Source organism: Maritimibacter dapengensis (genome assembly GCF_019218265.1).
GTDB classification, from domain to species: domain Bacteria; phylum Pseudomonadota; class Alphaproteobacteria; order Rhodobacterales; family Rhodobacteraceae; genus Maritimibacter; species Maritimibacter dapengensis.
On the sequence record NZ_JAHUZE010000002.1, the window covers coordinates 744,399 to 759,644 of the forward strand.

Here is a 15,246-nt window from a genome sequence, read left to right on the forward strand (position 1 = left end):
AACAGGTGTCGAGATCGGGTGTTACGTTCCGGCCGCATCCGCCACATCCTCGATGACCTTGACCACCTCCTGAGGCGCGGTCAGCGGGATCATGTGCCCTTTTCCCGGCAGCGTCGTCAGCTTGAAGTGTCGGTAACGTTCCGACACTTCCACGCCCTGTTCCTTGTAGTCGAGGATCCGGTCCTCCGTGCCGTAAATCACCCGGACCGGGCAGACGATTTCATCGTACCGTTTCCATTGCGCGGGCATCACCTCTCCGACCGACACATAATCGCGCGACGTGTTGAAGAACGTGCGGGGCCGCAACGACAGAAGCCCGCCGCCCGCTACCGTATAGTCGCGCGGGATCGGATCGGGGCCGAACACCTCGTCCCGCGTGACGTCCTGGTTCTTCGCGGTCGTCGGCACCGCGAAGCTCTGCGCAATGAACCGGCGCATGCCGTCGCCTTTCACCCCGAGCGCGGCAAACGCCTTGGTTTGGGTCGTCGACGGGCGCAGAAGCGGCGCGACCAGGGCAAGTCCCGCGATTTTCTCGGGACATCTGAGCGCCAGCGCGCAGGCGATGGCCCCGCCCAGCGAATGCCCGACCACGATGGTCCGACCCAGATCGAGCGTGTCGATGACCTCTTCCATGTAGCCGGCCTGATCGTCGATCCGGGCCGAAGCACTGTCGGGTCGGTCGGAATATCCCATGCCAGGACGGTCCACGAAGACCACTCGGAACCGGCGCGACAGCGGCTCTGCCAGCCAATGCGACAGTGATCGAAGCTGACCGCCAAGCCCGTGGATCACCAGAACCGACGGGCCTTGCCCCGCCTCGACATAATGCAGCCGTCCGGTGGATATTTTGACGAAGCGGCCGTTCGGCGGCACCGCGGTTTCCGCGGCGCGGGCAAGTTCGCGTGTCTTGCGCATCGCGATAAGAACGATCACCCCGAACGCCGCAGCGGCGAGCAGAAGAATGATGACGATGGCCTTGAGCATGACACGCCTCCCTTGCGTCACCCTAACGACAACGCCCCGCCTGAATCCAGACGGGGCGTCTCGTTACGTGACGTATAGGGCGTCAGAGGTGTTTGCCGATCTCCGCCGCCGTGTCCAGCATCCGGTTCGAGAAGCCCCACTCGTTGTCGTACCAGCTCAGGACGCGCACGAAATTCCCGTCCATCACCTTTGTCTGGTCCGTGGCGAAGGTGGAACTGGCGGGCGCATGGTTGAAATCCATCGACACGAGCTTGAGGTCGGTCGTCGCGAGCACACCCTTAAGCGGGCCGTCTGCGGCGGCTTTCATGGCGGCGTTGATTTCGTCCACGCTCACATCACGGTCGAGCTCGGCGGTCAGGTCGATGCAGGACACGTTGGGCGTCGGCACCCGCACCGCCACACCGTCAAGCTTCCCGTCGAGTTCCGGCAGCACCAGACCCACCGCCTTGGCGGCACCCGTCGAGGTCGGGATCATGCTCATCGCGGCGGCCCGCGCGCGGTAGAGGTCCTTGTGCATCGTGTCCAGCGTCGGCTGGTCGCCGGTATAGCTGTGGATCGTCGTCATGAAACCGCGTTTGATGCCGAAACTGTCCTGAAGGACTTTGGCGACGGGGGCGAGGCAGTTGGTCGTGCAGGACGCGTTCGAAACATGGACATCGTCCGAGGTCAGCGTCTCATGGTTCACGCCATAGACAATGGTCTTGTCCGCACCTGACGACGGGGCAGACACCAGAACCCGGCTGGCCCCGTTCTCAAGATGCACCTTGGCCTTGTCGCCGGTGAAGATGCCCGTGCATTCGAGCACGACATCGACGTCGCCCCACGGAAGCTCCTTGGGGTCGCGGATCGCGGTCACTTCGATCGGGCCGCGACCGGCGTCGATGGTCGAGCCGTTCACCGTCACCTCGTTCATGAAGCGGCCATGAACCGAATCGAATTGAAGCAGGTGCGCGTTGGTTTCGACCGGGCCAAGATCGTTGATCGCGACGACCTCGATATCCGTGCGGCCTTGCTCATAGAGCGCGCGAAGCACATTGCGGCCGATACGTCCAAATCCGTTGATTGCGACTTTGAGGGTCATGAGAAGCTCCTTGAGGTCAGCGTTCGCGGCAACACGTGGCGACATCGTAACCAGCCAATGCCCCGCGCTGGCGGCGTTATCGCTAACATCGACATGATGAGCCAAAGGTCAAGGGCAATCCGGGCGGGTTGCTCAAAAAATCAGCGCCAGAAGGCGAGCCATTCGAGGAATTCGAACATTTCCTTGCCGAGGAACACGAGCGTCGCACCATTTCGCAGGAACAGGTCCAGCGCGATCAAAGCGGCAATGATCAGGCCGAGATAGATTGCGATGCGGTCGGTCATGGCGGGTTTGTTGCCGATTGGTCCTTGCGGGGCAAGCTCAAAACCGCTCGCCCATCAGCCGATAGGCCCAGAACGGTTCCTCTGTCTCGATCAGCCGGTTGATCTGCGCGGGCGAAAAGCCGGTGGTGCGTCGCAGCGCGCGGCCCATATGCGACTGGTCAGAAAACCCGGCGTCGTGGGCAAGCGCGGCCAGCGGCGCGTCGCGGTCCCGGGTGACGCGGGCCTGAAGCGCCTCGATCCGGGCGAAATGGTCGAGCGTTCGGCGCGACGCGCCCGACAGCCGTTTCAGCCGCCGCTCGATCGCCCGGAGCGACGTGCCGGGTCCGCTGAGCGCGGCCCGCGTGGCCACATCCCGCGCCCAGTCGCCAATCCGCGCGGTCGCGCCCTCGGCCCGCGCGTCACGCTCTTGCGCCCATAGTGCCTGCAACGCATTCGCAGCCCGTAACCACCCCGCCGCAGGCTCGGCCACGCCAAGCACGGCCAAGGCGACGCGGTCGAGCGGGGCCGGGACGTCGGTCACAGTGCGGTCAGCCAGCGCGACCACATCCACACCGGTCAGCCGCGCCACCGCATCCGGATAAAGCCCGATCGACAGCGCGACGACCTCGCCCGGAGACCAGCTCGTCACCGGTGCCGATTGCGGCCCGGATAGCGTCACACGAGCGAGTACCGGTGCATCCTCGGGCCGTGTGCCGGACGCCACCATCCGCGTCTCGCCCTGCATCACGATATTCAGCGCACAGAGGGGCGAGGCCGGGAAGTGGTTGAACCGATCCGCGTGGCGGAGATTCAGGCCCCGCGTATCCCGCCCGATCGCCGCGAAAACGCAGCCCGACAGGGCGGGAGGCGGCAGGAAGAGCTGGGCGGGGTCAGGCATCGGAAGCTTTCGGTCGGTGTCGCAATCGTTCTATTCCCACGCGCCCCTCTGCGCCAGTCTCGCCGAAAAAAGGACCCAACATGACGGACATGAGATTTTCCGGCCCCATGGCCCTCAGGCTCGACGCGTTTCTCGCCCTGAACCGGATCGCCATCGCCACCTACATGCGCCATGCCACCGGGCGACGCATGGCGCCCGACTGGGGCGCCGACATGGAGATCGGCGTGCGCTTCACGCGCCGCCAGTTCACCCGCGCCATGGTCCTCATCGAAGCGGGACAGGTACGGCGGGGTCGGCGGGTGCTCGACGCCCTGCAATTCGCGACCGACGACATCTATGACGTCAAAGTCGAAAAGGCGGCTGCAGGGTGCTGGTATTGCCCGAACACGCCGCGCACCGACGGAACACTGCTCTATTTCCACGGCGGCGGATACACGTTCCACGGCGCGATGAGCGCCCGGTTCGCAGCCATGCTCGCCCATCACACCGGCACCGTGCTCTACGCGCCCGACTACCGCCTGACCCCGGAAAATCCCCATCCGGCCCAGGCCGAGGATGCGATGGCCGCCTGGGATCTCGTCACGCGGGATACGGACCCGGCCAAGGTCGCGGTCATCGGCGACAGTGCGGGTGGGCATATGGTGCTGATGCATCTCCTGGCCCTGCGCGACGCGGGCAAACCGCAACCGGCGCTCGCCATCGGGATGTGCCCCTGGACCGACATCGGAGCGCGAGGCGCGTCGCTCACGGGCAACGACCCGACCGATCTTGTGCAAGGTTGGATGGCGATCCGCTTCGGTGAATGGCTAGACCCGGACGGCACGTTCGGGCGCGAGGCCTTGTCGCCGATTTCACACGACTTCGCCGGCCTCGCGCCGCTCTACCTTCAGACGGGCGGGCGCGAAGTGCTGCGTGACATGATCCAGGACTTTGCCGATGTTCAGGCGGAGCAGGGGGCCGATGTCCGGCTCGACGAATGGCCCGCCATGCCCCACGATTTCCAGCTCTACGATAGTTTTCAGGCCGACGCGACCGACGCGCTGGGGGCGATCCGGGACATGGTGAAATGGGCCTTGGGCGAGGGCGCGGTGCCTAACCCGACGCCGAACACACGGCAGGCAACCGGCCCCTTCGCCCCTTCGTGACGCCCGGCGACGGATTCCGGGATTCCAGAATTCTAGAATCCCGGAGTTACGCCTTTTCAATCACTTGCAGCGATTTTCTTTCCAGAAGGTAAACGAAAACACCGCCCGGACACGAAAATATCCGACACGAAAAAGCCCCGGCGCAAGGGCCGGGGCGTTTCGAAACAATACCAGGTTTTGCCTTACAGCCGGCCCATCGTGGCGGCCACGTCGGCCATCCGGGTCGAGAAGCCCCATTCGTTGTCGTACCAGGCCAGCACGCGCACGGTCCGCCCGATCACCTTGGTCTGGGCCGGGGCGAAGATCGAGCTCTGCTCCGTGTGGTTGAAGTCGATCGAGACCTTCGGCTCGTCGTCATAACCCAGCACCCGCGCCATCGGTCCGGCGGCGGCTTCGCGCATGATCTCGTTGACGTCTTCGACGGTCACGTCCTTGCCCGCCTCGAAGGTCAGGTCGATGCAGGACACGTTCGGCGTCGGCACGCGAAGCGCGGTTCCGTCGAGCTTGCCCTTGAGGTCCGGGAGCACTTCGCCAAGCGCCTTGGCCGCCCCGGTCGAGGTCGGGATCACGGCCATCGCCGCAGCGCGCGCGCGGTAAAGGTCGTCGTGCCGGCGGTCGAGCGTCGGCTGGTCGCCGGTGTAGCTGTGGATCGTCGTCATGATGCCGCGCTCGATTCCGATGGTATCGTTCAGCACTTTGGCGATCGGAGCCAGCCCGTTCGTCGTGCAGGACCCGTTCGAAATCATGTAGTCCGAGCTTTCCAGCGTCTCGTCGTTCACGCCGAAGACGATGGTCTTCTGCACGTTCTTCGCCGGTGCCGAGATCAGCACCTTCTTCGCGCCGCGCTCGATGTGTTTCTTGGCCTTCTCGCCGTCGTTGAAATTGCCGGTGCATTCCAGCACGACGTCGCAGCCCGACCAATCCAGCTCGTCCATGTCGTAGGTCGACATCATCCGCATCGGGCCGCGGCCCACGTCCATGGTGCCGTCGCCCACGGCGATGTCCTGCGGATAACGGCCGTGTACGCTGTCGTATTTCAAAAGATGCGCTGCGGTTTCCAGCGGGCCGGTCGCGTTGACCTTCACCACCTGGATGTCGTTACGGCCCGATCCTGCGATCTGCGCCAAGGTGCAGCGCCCGATGCGCCCGAAGCCGTTGATTCCGACAGTAACCGTCATGTCATGTCCCCCATCAGGGTTTGCAGTCATCTCGCGCATCCCCTCGCGCGCTTTTTCTCGGTCATCATATACGGGACGGGTCCGATCCGGGCCAAGGCAAAAACACGTTATCGGCCAATATGTTAGCGAAAACATGCCGTAAAAATGCACGTTAGCGCGAACGATACCGCAAACGGTATGCGATTGGATACCTGCCCGGACGCGTCCCCCTGACGCGCTGTCAGGGGGATTCGCATCTTGTCTTGTGCGGGGGGCGCAGTAGGGTGTTCCGAAACGGAAACGAGGGCAGGATGAGCGGACTTCTCGCATTGCTGGACGACGTGGCGGGCATCGCCAAGGTGGCTGCGGCCTCCGTCGACGACGTGGCGGCGCAGGCACTCAAGGCGGGCTCGAAAGCCGCCGGCGCGGTGATCGACGACGCGGCGGTCACGCCGAAATACCTCATCGGCTTCGATGCCAGCCGCGAATTGCCCATTGTTGGCAAGATCGCGCTCGGCTCGATCCGGAACAAGCTCCTGATCCTTCTGCCGGTCGGTCTGCTTCTGGCCAATTTCGCCCCTTGGGCGATACCGCCGCTTCTGATGCTGGGCGGGGCTTATTTGTGCTTCGAGGGGGCCGAGAAGATATGGCACGCGCTCTTTCCCCATGAACACACCGTCCACGACCCGAAACAGCATGAAAACCCGGACCCGATGCATCTCGAAGAGCAAAAGGTATCGGGCGCGATCAAGACCGATTTCATTCTGTCTGCGGAAATCATGACCATCGCCTTGTCGGCGCTTCCCGAAAGCAGCTTCTGGATGGAAGCCGGGGCGCTCGCGCTTGTCGCAATCGGCATCACCGCCGTTGTCTATGGCTCTGTCGCGCTGATCGTCAAAGGCGACGACCTTGGGCTCGCCATGGCGGCCCAGGGGCGGCTGGGCGTGACCCGTGCGATCGGGCGCGGGCTGGTCAAGGGGATGCCCTATTTCATGAAGTTCCTGACCATCGTCGGTACGGCGGCGATGCTCTGGGTGGGGGGCAACATCATCGTGCACGGCCTGCACCAGATGGGGTGGGACCCGATCTACGATTTCATCCACCACAATGCCGAAGCGGTCGGGCATATGGTATCGGAAGGTCTGCGGCCTGCGGTCGAGTGGACAGCGGTGGCCGCGCAGGACGGCGTCTTCGGCTTTGCGCTCGGCCTGATCCTGATCCCCGTCGCCACGCGGATCATCAGCCCCGCCATTGCGGCGGTGACAGGAGGCAAGGCCGACGCGCATTGATGTGCGCTGTGCACGGGGTCGACTTTCGGTCAAGCCGTATGTGAACCATACGCGTTACATACGTATTCCATACGTGTTCCATACGTATCGGATTGCACAAAAACGGGGCCCGCAGGCCCCGTTTGTGCATTCGTGAAGGTGTCCGGCGTCAGCCGATCAGGTCCCTGACCTTGCCCGCTACCGCCTCCGGCGTGATGCCGAATTCTTCGTAGAGCGTGGGGGCAGGCGCCGACGCCCCGAACCCTTCCATGCCGACGAATCCGGCCTTCTTCTCGGACCCGCGCTCGCCGAGAAGCCAGCGGTCCCAGCCGCCGTCGCGCAGTGCGGCTTCCACGGCCACGCGCACCGGGCCAGGGGGCAGGATCTTGCGCCGGTAGGCGTCGTCCTGTTCCGCGAAGAGTTCCATGCAAGGCATTGAAACCACACGCGTTCCGATGCCCGCTTCCTGAAGGATGTCGCGCGCTTTCATCGCGATCTCGACCTCCGACCCGGTGGCGATCAGCACGGCCTGCCGCTTGCCTTCTGCCTCGGCCAGCACATAGGCGCCTTTCGTGACGAGGTTGGAGTTCCTGTGCTCCGTGCGCAGGGTCGGAAGCCCCTGACGCGACAGGGCCAGAACGCTCGGCGTCTTCTGTGAGGTCAGCGCGATCTCCCATGCTTCCGCCGTCTCGATCGTGTCGCAGGGTCGGAAGGTGTAAGAGTTTGGAGTCGCACGACAAATCGCCAGATGCTCGACCGGCTGGTGGGTCGGCCCGTCCTCGCCAAGTCCGATGGAATCGTGGGTCATGACATAGGTGACCGGGATACCCATGAGGCTCGAGAGCCGCATCGCGCCCCGCGCATAATCGACGAAAGCCATGAAGGTCCCGCCATAGGGGCGAATACCGCCGTGAAGCACCAGACCATTCATGATCGCGGCCATGCCATGTTCGCGGATGCCGTAATGCACGTAACGGCCTTTACGGTTCTTCACATCGAAGATGCCAAGATCGGCCGTCAACGTGTTGTTCGATCCGGTAAGGTCCGCCGAACCGCCGATGTTTTCCGGCATGATCGGGTTCACGACTTCGAGCACCATTTCAGACGATTTCCGGGTCGCAACCTTCGGAGCTTCCTCGGAAATCTGTTTTTTCAGCGCTTTGATGCGGGCCGACAGCTTTTTCGACGGTTCAAGATTGAAGACCCGGTTGAACTCTTTCTGGCGCTGGTCGGACAAGTCCGCGAACCGGCCTTCCCAGGCCTTGCGATCCTCGGCCCCGCGCTCGCCGATCGCTTTCCACTGGCTCGCGATCTCGTTGGGGATGGTGAAGGCGGGATGCGGCCAGTCGTAGATCTTGCGCAGCTTGACGATCTCGTCCTCGCCCAGCGGCGAGCCATGCGCCTTTGCCGTGTCCTGCTTGGACGAACCGAAGCCGATATGCGTCTTGCAGTCGATCATCGTCGGCTTCTTGGACTTTTTCGCCTCGGTCAGAACGCGGTCGATGTCGTCCGGGTCGTGGCCGTCACAGGCTAGCACCTGCCAACCTGCCGCCTGGAAGCGTTTACGCTGGTCGGTGATGTCCGAGAGCGTCACCTCACCGTCGATGGAGATCGAGTTGTTGTCCCACAACACGATCAGTTTCGAGAGTTTCTGTTTGCCAGCAAAACCAATGGCTTCGTGGCTGATACCCTCCATTAGGCAACCGTCGCCCGCGATCACGTAGGTGTAGTGATCCTGCACCTTCTTGCCGAAGCGTGCGCGCAGCATTTCCTCGGCGGTGGCCATACCCACGGCTGTCGAGATCCCCTGACCCAGAGGCCCGGTCGTCGTCTCGATCCCCTGCGCATGCCCGTATTCCGGGTGGCCGGCGGTCTTTGCGCCCCATTGACGGAAATTCTTGATCTCCTCGATGGTCATGTCTTCGTAACCCGTAAGGTGCAGAAGCGCATAGATCAGCATCGAGCCATGGCCCGCCGACAGAACGAACCGGTCGCGGTCGGGCCAGTCGGGGCGGGACGGATCGAATTTCAGGTGTTTCTCGAAAAGCACCGTGGCGACATCCGCCATGCCCATCGGCATGCCGGGGTGGCCGGAATTGGCGGCCTGAACGGCGTCCACGGCCAACATGCGGATCGCGGCCGCTTTCATCCAATGGTCGGGGTGTTTTTCGCGAAGGGCGGGAATGTCCACGGGGGCAATCCTTTTTGTGATGAGTGCGCTGTGCGGTCGGTTTAACAGCCAATTGGGCGAGATCAAGCGCGACCTCCAAGTGGTTGAGGCAAAAGGGGCGCATTCCCGCCGGGCATGGGATAGGATCGCAACAGGGAGCGCCGCAATCCGATTCGTGGCCCGCTTGCATGCAGGCCCATGGCGCGGCAAACTCCCTCAAAGGTAGAAAAGGGACAGGCGGAGCATGAGCGAGATTTCCGAGCTACAATCACGCATCGCGACTGCATTGGACAGGATCGGCGCGGGGGTCGAAAGGCTGGACAGCAGCGCAGGTGCCGAGCCGGGCGACACGTCCGAGGTCGATGCGTTGCGCGCGCAACTCGAAGAGGAGCGCACGGCGAACGCCCAACTCGAGGAGCGGGTTCGCACCATCAAGGATACGCAGGACGGCACCGTGGAGCGGCTGACGAGCGATGTCGAGAGGCTTTCTAACCTGTTGTCCACGCAGGAAGAAACCGTCGCGAGACTGGCGCGGGCCAACGAGGAACTACGCAAGAACAACGGTGAATTGCGCAAAGCGATCAGCGACGGCGTGGCGGAGCCGCATCTCGTGAACAAGGCGATGATGACGGAACTCGAGGCACTGCGCGTGGCGCAGAGCGCCGACCGGGCCGAGATCGACGCGGTTCTGGGCGAGTTGAACGCAATGATCGAAGCCGGACAGGGAAAGGAGGCCGAGGATGCCTGAGGTGACAATCGCCGTCGGTGGCCGGGACTTTCAGGTGGCCTGTGCAGAGGGCGAAGAGCATTACCTGAAATCCGCGGCCGCCATGCTGGATGCCGAGGCGCAGACCATGCTGAGCCAGATCCGGCACCTGACCGAAAGCCGCCTTCTTCTCATGGCCGGATTGATGCTTGCTGACAAAACGGCGGGACTCGACGACACGTTGAAGCTTGCCGAGCGCAAGATCGCGTCTCTCGAGGCGGAACTGGCCGAGGCGCGGGCGGCGACCGGAGGTGTTCCCGAAGCCGTTACCGATACGCTGTCCGAGCTTGCGGCGCGGGCCGAAGCGATTGCCGATCAGGTCGAGAGCAAAGCAAGCTGATTGGACCAATAGACATGAAAAAAAGCGCGTGGGTGATGGCCCGCGCGCTTTTTCGTTTGGGTCGTTCCGACGGTCAGGCGTTCGCTTCGCGGATCTTGTCGGCGGCTTCCTTGGAATAGGTGATGCCCTTGTCTTCGAAAAGCTGGTCCAGCTCGCCCGACAGCGTCATCTCGGTGATGATGTCGCAGCCGCCGACGAACTCGCCCTTGACGTAAAGCTGCGGGATCGTCGGCCAGTCGGAATATTCCTTGATGCCCTGGCGGATTTCCTCGTCTGCCAGCACGTTCACGTCCTGAAAGTCGACGCCCATGAAGTTGAGAACGCCTGCAACGCGGGACGAGAACCCGCATTGCGGCATGTCTTTCGTGCCCTTCATGTAGAGCACCACGTCGTTTGACGTGACGGTGGTCTGAATTGTGTCTTGTGCGGTCATATCGGTCCTCGTCGGATCAGTCGGGGGCTTTGGTGGTGAGCGCGAGCGCGTGCAGGTCGCCGTTGGGTCCGTCCATCTTGCCCTTGAGGGCGGCATAGACGGCGCGTTGCTGCTGAACGCGGTTCATGCCCTTGAAACTCGCGTCGATCACCTCGGCGGCCCAGTGGTTGCCGTCGCCGGCGAGGTCGGTGATGGTGATTTTTGCGTCCGGAAATTCCGCGCGGATCAGCGCTTCGATTTCCGTTCCTTCCATGGCCATGAATGTATGTCTCCCCGGTTCTACCCTCAGATGTAGAGGGCGTGGAGACCGGCTGCAAGGGCGGGACGCTATACGAAGTCGCGCAGTTTCGGGAGAAATGTGGCGAGCCGTTGGGGTGCATCCGATTTGACGAAAGCGGCGAGGCTGTCTTCGGTCCAGCCGTCGTCGGGCGCATAGGCCTCGAGCAAGGCTTCGCGCTCGGCCTCATAGCTGTCGGGAAGGTCGAGCCGTTCGGCGACGAGCAGGAGCTCGATCCCGTCATGGACCCGGCGCATCGCGGCGAAGGCATCGAGCATCGGGGCGGTGATCGCGGGCGTGTTGGCCCATGTGTCGCCCTCGAACAGCTCCTGCGTCACGCGCTGACCCGCCCCGCGGCATTCGTAGATCACGCATCCCTTGAACCCTTCGGCTTCGAGGTGTCCGTAATGCTTGCACCCGAGGCCGCCGTCGAGGTTCGGGCAGGGCAGGCCCGCAGGTTTGTCGATCGCGAAATCCTCACCCGCATCGAAGGCGAGCGCAATACAGCACAGGGCGGCGCAATTGGCGCAATCAGAGGTCATGTCGGGGATATGGGCCATGCGGCAGATTTGGACCGGCGCGGCGATCTGCGCAAGGGGTGTTGACCCTCACGCGGCGTGAGGGCGCATTGATCGGGCCATGAGTGAGCGAATCGAAGACTACACGGTGGGCGAACTGGCCCGGATCGCAGGCGTAACGGTCAGGATGCTGCACCATTACGACGAGATCGGGTTGCTGTCGCCGGCCTGGATCGCACCGAACGGCTATCGCTACTACGGGCGGGCCGAAGCGGAACGGCTGCAGGAAATCCTGGCGCTGAAGGCGGGTGGCGTGCCGTTGGCTGAGATCGGGGCCATGCTGGACGACGGTGACCGGCTGGCGCGGCTGATCGCCCACCGTGCGCGGCTGGAACGCGAAGCGTCGAAGGTCGCTGGAATGATCGAAACGCTCGATGCAACGATAGAGACCGAGAGGAAAGGACGCATCATGGCGACCGACAAACTTTATTGGCCACACGCGCCGGAACGACAGGCCGAGCACGAAGCCTGGTTGGTGGACACCTATGGCAACTGGATGGCCGAGGCGATTGCGGCCTCGAAAGCGCATCTGGAGAAGGCGCCGGAGGGCATGGAGGGCAAGATGGACGCGCTGCGTGACATCGAAGCGGCGTTGGTCGCGGCGTATGAAGGCGGCCTCGCTCCGGAAGATGCGGACGTGACGGCGCACCGCGACTGGGTCGCGGGCATGTGGGGAAGGGATTGTTCGCCAGACGCCCATGCAGGTCTGGCCAACATGTACCTGTCGCATCCGGAGTTCGTCGCCCGATACGAGGCGTTGTCTCCGGGGTTCAGCCAGTGGTTGCCCGCAGCGATCAAGGCTGGGGCGCGCTGACGCGCGCGCAAGGGGCCAGCCCCTTGCGGTGGTCCCGTGTGACACGGGACCACCTATCCCCGAAGTATTTTTCGAACAATGAAAGGGATCAGGTCAGGCGGAAGGCCTGGTAGATGGTGCCTTCACCGTAGTCTTTCGTGTCGATCAGTCTTGTGCCGGGGCTGAAGGTGACGGAGGCGAAGAGCGGCGTGCCGGTGCCCAGAAGGATCGGCGCGCGTTTCAATCGGATCTCGTCGATCAGCCCGTTGTCGAGCGCCCAGCCCGCGAAGGTGCCGCCACCGCAGATATAGAGCGGGGCGGTGGCCTCTTGTTTCAGGTGTTCGATCAGGGTCCGGGCGGAGTCGCGCGGCGTGATCGTGACCGCGTCGTCGGGGATGTCGAGGCCATCGGAGACCACGTGGCAGTCCATGGGGTCATATGGGTTCGCGCCCGGTTTCATGCCGAAACCGTAGCCGAATTCGTAGGTGGCGCGGCCCATGATGGCCGTGCCGTAGGTGGCGAGGCGTGCGCGGTAATCGTCGACCACCGGGCCCTCGAAAGGAAACCGCGAGGCGTCTGCGTTCGGCCCCGAGATGAAGCCGTCGGCGGAGACCGCCACGTCATAGATGAGAGGTTGCATGAATGCTCCTGCGTTCAGGTAAGTCCTTGGCCCCGGTCGGGGCCGATTATGCGAATGGACTTACTTGATCACCGTCAGGGCACTCCTCTGGATGCGCGGACGTTAGCACGGCCGCGCATCCCGCGACAGGGTCAGGTCGCTTTCTCGGCGAAGCTTGTGCGGAAGGTTTCCGCAAGGTCCGCGAGGGGCGCTTCGGATCCGCCGTATTTGACGGTGTCGCCGGTGAATTTGCCGACCGCTTCCATATGAACGCCAGCTTTGCCCGCCTCGATCATCAGCGCCTCGGCCTGATCGAAGTTGCAGGCGATCAGGTAGCGCGCCTGATCCTCGCCAAAGAGTGTCGCGGTGTCGTCCGAGTCGAGGTTGACGCCGACGCCCGCGGCCTCGGCCATCTCGAAGGCCGCAAGCGCGAGGCCGCCGTCGGAGAGATCGGTGCAGGCCTTTATCATTTCGCGGTTGGCGCGGATGAAATCGCCGTTCTTCTTTTCGGCTGCGAGGTCCACATGTGGCGCGTCACCGTCTTCGCGGTTGAACACTTCATAGAGCAGCGCGGATTGTCCGAGGTGCCCGGCGGTCGTGCCGACGACGAGAGCGACATGGCCTTCGCGGACTTCGCCACCGATCAGATCGTTGTCGAGGTTTTTCAAAAGCCCCACGGCCCCGATGGTGGGGGTCGGCAGGATGCCTTTGCCATCGGTTTCGTTGTAGAGCGAGACGTTGCCGGAGACGATCGGCATGTCGAGGAAGGCGACGGCTTCACCGATCCCTTTCAGGGCACCCACGAACTGACCCATGATCTCGGGCTTTTCCGGGTTGCCGAAGTTGAGGTTGTCGGTGGTGGCGAGCGGTGTGGCACCCACGGCAGTGAGGTTGCGGTAGGCTTCCGCGACCGCCTGACGCCCGCCTTCGACCGGGTTCGCCTTGACGTAGCGCGGGGTCACGTCCGAGGTGAAGGCGATCGCCTTGTCGGTGCCGTGGACGCGCACGATGCCGGCGCCCAGACCCGGACGGCGCACCGTGTCGGCCATGACCATATGGTCATATTGCTCGTAGACCCACTGTTTGGCGGCGTAGTTCGGTGAGGCGATCAGCGCGCGCAGCCCGTCGATCGGGTCGATGGAAGGCACGTCTTCGAGCGCGGCGGCGGGCGGTGTTTCCTCCCACGGGCGGTCGTATTCCGGGGCGTTGCCGGAGAGCGCGCGCAGCGGCAGGTCGGCGCGGCATTCGCCGCCGTGCATGATGAGGAAGCGGTCTTCGGGAATGGTTTCACCCACGATGGCGAAATCGAGGTCCCATTTGTCGAACACCGCGCGGGCGTCGGCTTCTTTTTCCGGGTTGAGGACCATGAGCATCCGCTCCTGGCTCTCGGACAGCATCATTTCGTAGGCTGTCATGTTTTCTTCGCGCTGGGGCACGTCGTCGAGGTTGAGCTTGATGCCCAGCTCGCCCTTGTCGCCCATCTCGACAGCAGAGCAGGTGAGACCGGCCGCGCCCATATCCTGGATCGAGATGACGGCCCCGGTCTGCATGAGTTCCAGCGTCGCTTCCATCAGGCGTTTTTCGGTGAACGGGTCGCCGACCTGCACCGTGGGGCGTTTTTCCTCGATCGTGTCGTCAAATTCGGCGGAGGCCATGGTTGCCCCGCCGACGCCGTCGCGCCCGGTCTTGGCGCCGAGATAGACGACCGGCATCCCGATGCCCGACGCTGCGGAATAGAAGATCTTGTCGGTGTCGATCAGTCCCGCCGCGAACGCGTTCACAAGGCAGTTGCCGTTGTAGGCCGGGTGAAAGCGGACTTCGCCGCCCACCGTCGGCACGCCGAAGCAGTTGCCGTAGCCGCCGATCCCTTCGACCACACCATGCACGAGGCGTTTGGTCTTGGGGTGCTCGACTTCGCCGAACGACAGTGAGTTCATCGCCGCGATGGGCCGCGCGCCCATGGTGAACACGTCGCGCAGGATGCCGCCCACGCCGGTCGCCGCACCCTGGTAGGGTTCGATGTAGGACGGGTGGTTATGGCTCTCCATCTTGAAGACGATTGCTTGCCCGTCACCAATGTCGACGATGCCCGCGTTCTCGCCGGGTCCGCAAATGACCTGCGGGCCTTCGGTCGGAAGGGTGCGGAGCCATTTCTTGGAGGATTTGTAGGAACAATGCTCGTTCCACATGGCCGAGAAGATTCCGAGTTCGGTGAAGTTCGGTTCCCGATTCAGGATACGCAGAATGTTCTGGTATTCATCGGGCTTGATCCCGTGGGCTTCGATGATCTCTTCGGTGATCTTGGGCTCTTCGGTCACGTCCCGTCCCCTGTGGCAGCTCGCGTTGCGTGCCTCATAAGGGATTGGCGGGTAAGGGGGAAGAGGATGCGCCTGACGTTTGGGCAAAAAAAAGACCGGGCGCGTAGCCCGGCCATAGTCCAACAGGGAGGTAAAACCGGTCAGCGACCGGCTTCG

The 15,246-nt window shown here is 63.3% G+C and carries 16 protein-coding genes; 5 read left to right on the forward strand and 11 right to left on the reverse strand.

Annotated elements, in window-relative coordinates; all coding sequences use genetic code 11:
• Window positions 1–21: 21 nt before the first annotated feature.
• The 4 genes from KJP28_RS10020 to KJP28_RS10035 all read right to left on the reverse strand — a co-directional run bounded on the left by KJP28_RS10020 (window position 22) and on the right by KJP28_RS10035 (window position 3,226).
• The gene (locus KJP28_RS10020) at window positions 22–984 is read right to left on the reverse strand and encodes an alpha/beta fold hydrolase (protein ID WP_218392407.1); all 963 of its coding nucleotides are present in this window, start codon (window positions 982–984) and stop codon (window positions 22–24) included.
• Window positions 985–1,066: 82 nt separating this feature from the next.
• The gene (gene gap / locus KJP28_RS10025) at window positions 1,067–2,065 is read right to left on the reverse strand and encodes a type I glyceraldehyde-3-phosphate dehydrogenase (RefSeq protein ID WP_218392408.1); all 999 of its coding nucleotides are present in this window, start codon (window positions 2,063–2,065) and stop codon (window positions 1,067–1,069) included.
• Window positions 2,066–2,205: 140 nt separating this feature from the next.
• Window positions 2,206–2,349 carry a hypothetical protein gene (locus KJP28_RS10030; protein WP_218392409.1) on the reverse strand — a complete coding sequence of 48 codons (144 nt, stop codon included), beginning with the start codon at window positions 2,347–2,349 and terminating at the stop codon, window positions 2,206–2,208.
• A gap of 37 nt (window positions 2,350–2,386) precedes the next feature.
• The gene (locus KJP28_RS10035) at window positions 2,387–3,226 is read right to left on the reverse strand and encodes an AraC family transcriptional regulator (protein WP_218392410.1); all 840 of its coding nucleotides are present in this window, start codon (window positions 3,224–3,226) and stop codon (window positions 2,387–2,389) included.
• 80 nt (window positions 3,227–3,306) lie between these two features.
• Here KJP28_RS10035 and KJP28_RS10040 point away from each other — a divergent pair, with 80 nt between their 5' ends.
• Window positions 3,307–4,371, forward strand: a complete 1,065-nt coding sequence (locus tag KJP28_RS10040; RefSeq protein ID WP_218392411.1) for an alpha/beta hydrolase — start codon at window positions 3,307–3,309, stop codon at window positions 4,369–4,371.
• A 182-nt stretch (window positions 4,372–4,553) separates the two neighbouring features.
• Here KJP28_RS10040 and gap (KJP28_RS10045) read toward each other — a convergent pair whose 3' ends face one another.
• Window positions 4,554–5,549 carry a type I glyceraldehyde-3-phosphate dehydrogenase gene (gene gap, locus KJP28_RS10045; protein WP_218392412.1) on the reverse strand — a complete coding sequence of 332 codons (996 nt, stop codon included), beginning with the start codon at window positions 5,547–5,549 and terminating at the stop codon, window positions 4,554–4,556.
• Window positions 5,550–5,839: 290 nt separating this feature from the next.
• Between gap (KJP28_RS10045) and KJP28_RS10050 the strand changes: the two genes are divergently transcribed.
• Window positions 5,840–6,817, forward strand: a complete 978-nt coding sequence (locus KJP28_RS10050; protein WP_218392413.1) for a DUF808 domain-containing protein — start codon at window positions 5,840–5,842, stop codon at window positions 6,815–6,817.
• 148 nt (window positions 6,818–6,965) lie between these two features.
• Here KJP28_RS10050 and tkt read toward each other — a convergent pair whose 3' ends face one another.
• Window positions 6,966–8,987 (reverse strand): transketolase, encoded by a 2,022-nt coding sequence (gene tkt / locus KJP28_RS10055; RefSeq protein ID WP_218392414.1) that lies wholly within the window; start codon window positions 8,985–8,987, stop codon window positions 6,966–6,968.
• Between the two features lie 223 nt (window positions 8,988–9,210).
• Here tkt and KJP28_RS10060 point away from each other — a divergent pair, with 223 nt between their 5' ends.
• A complete protein-coding gene (locus KJP28_RS10060) occupies window positions 9,211–9,714 on the forward strand; it encodes a coiled-coil domain-containing protein (protein WP_218392415.1) in 504 nt (167 codons plus the stop codon).
• A complete protein-coding gene (locus KJP28_RS10065; protein WP_218392416.1) occupies window positions 9,707–10,072 on the forward strand; it encodes a cell division protein ZapA in 366 nt (121 codons plus the stop codon). The genes KJP28_RS10060 and KJP28_RS10065 overlap by 8 nt, the downstream gene beginning before the upstream one ends.
• A gap of 73 nt (window positions 10,073–10,145) precedes the next feature.
• On the opposite strand, the gene grxD is transcribed toward KJP28_RS10065, so the two are convergent.
• The 3 genes from grxD to KJP28_RS10080 form a co-directional block, all read right to left on the reverse strand.
• Window positions 10,146–10,505, reverse strand: a complete 360-nt coding sequence (grxD, locus tag KJP28_RS10070) for a Grx4 family monothiol glutaredoxin (protein WP_218392417.1) — start codon at window positions 10,503–10,505, stop codon at window positions 10,146–10,148.
• Window positions 10,506–10,521: 16 nt separating this feature from the next.
• Window positions 10,522–10,764, reverse strand: coding sequence for a BolA/IbaG family iron-sulfur metabolism protein (locus KJP28_RS10075; RefSeq protein ID WP_218392418.1), 243 nt, complete (start codon window positions 10,762–10,764; stop codon window positions 10,522–10,524).
• A gap of 68 nt (window positions 10,765–10,832) precedes the next feature.
• Complete coding sequence (locus KJP28_RS10080; RefSeq protein ID WP_218392419.1) at window positions 10,833–11,342, reverse strand: hypothetical protein; 510 nt, start codon at window positions 11,340–11,342, stop codon at window positions 10,833–10,835.
• 79 nt (window positions 11,343–11,421) lie between these two features.
• On the opposite strand from KJP28_RS10080, the gene KJP28_RS10085 reads away from it, so the two are divergent.
• Window positions 11,422–12,174: a MerR family transcriptional regulator gene (locus KJP28_RS10085; RefSeq protein WP_218392420.1), complete on the forward strand. Its 753-nt coding sequence runs from the start codon at window positions 11,422–11,424 to the stop codon at window positions 12,172–12,174.
• An 88-nt stretch (window positions 12,175–12,262) separates the two neighbouring features.
• On the opposite strand, the gene KJP28_RS10090 is transcribed toward KJP28_RS10085, so the two are convergent.
• The gene (locus KJP28_RS10090; protein ID WP_218392421.1) at window positions 12,263–12,793 is read right to left on the reverse strand and encodes a dihydrofolate reductase family protein; all 531 of its coding nucleotides are present in this window, start codon (window positions 12,791–12,793) and stop codon (window positions 12,263–12,265) included.
• A gap of 131 nt (window positions 12,794–12,924) precedes the next feature.
• On the reverse strand, window positions 12,925–15,090 hold the full coding sequence (gene purL / locus KJP28_RS10095) for a phosphoribosylformylglycinamidine synthase subunit PurL (RefSeq protein WP_218392422.1): 2,166 nt from the start codon (window positions 15,088–15,090) through the stop codon (window positions 12,925–12,927).
• Between the last annotated feature and the right edge of the window lie 156 nt (window positions 15,091–15,246).

Bases quoted from the DNA above. Each gene is read 5' to 3' on its own strand.
- KJP28_RS10090 (WP_218392421.1), bottom strand. From the start codon at position 12,793: ATGCAACCTCTCATCTATGACGTGGCGGTCTCCGCCGACGGCTTCATC.
- KJP28_RS10050 (WP_218392413.1), top strand. From the start codon at position 5,840: ATGAGCGGACTTCTCGCATTGCTGGACGACGTGGCGGGCATCGCCAAG.
- grxD (WP_218392417.1), bottom strand. From the start codon at position 10,505: ATGACCGCACAAGACACAATTCAGACCACCGTCACGTCAAACGACGTG.
- KJP28_RS10075 (WP_218392418.1), bottom strand. From the start codon at position 10,764: ATGGCCATGGAAGGAACGGAAATCGAAGCGCTGATCCGCGCGGAATTT.
- KJP28_RS10080 (WP_218392419.1), bottom strand. From the start codon at position 11,342: ATGGCCCATATCCCCGACATGACCTCTGATTGCGCCAATTGCGCCGCC.
- KJP28_RS10085 (WP_218392420.1), top strand. From the start codon at position 11,422: ATGAGTGAGCGAATCGAAGACTACACGGTGGGCGAACTGGCCCGGATC.
- KJP28_RS10065 (WP_218392416.1), top strand. From the start codon at position 9,707: ATGCCTGAGGTGACAATCGCCGTCGGTGGCCGGGACTTTCAGGTGGCC.
- gap (WP_218392408.1), bottom strand. From the start codon at position 2,065: ATGACCCTCAAAGTCGCAATCAACGGATTTGGACGTATCGGCCGCAAT.
- KJP28_RS10035 (WP_218392410.1), bottom strand. From the start codon at position 3,226: ATGCCTGACCCCGCCCAGCTCTTCCTGCCGCCTCCCGCCCTGTCGGGC.
- KJP28_RS10020 (WP_218392407.1), bottom strand. From the start codon at position 984: ATGCTCAAGGCCATCGTCATCATTCTTCTGCTCGCCGCTGCGGCGTTC.
- gap (WP_218392412.1), bottom strand. From the start codon at position 5,549: ATGACGGTTACTGTCGGAATCAACGGCTTCGGGCGCATCGGGCGCTGC.
- KJP28_RS10060 (WP_218392415.1), top strand. From the start codon at position 9,211: ATGAGCGAGATTTCCGAGCTACAATCACGCATCGCGACTGCATTGGAC.
- KJP28_RS10040 (WP_218392411.1), top strand. From the start codon at position 3,307: ATGACGGACATGAGATTTTCCGGCCCCATGGCCCTCAGGCTCGACGCG.
- KJP28_RS10030 (WP_218392409.1), bottom strand. From the start codon at position 2,349: ATGACCGACCGCATCGCAATCTATCTCGGCCTGATCATTGCCGCTTTG.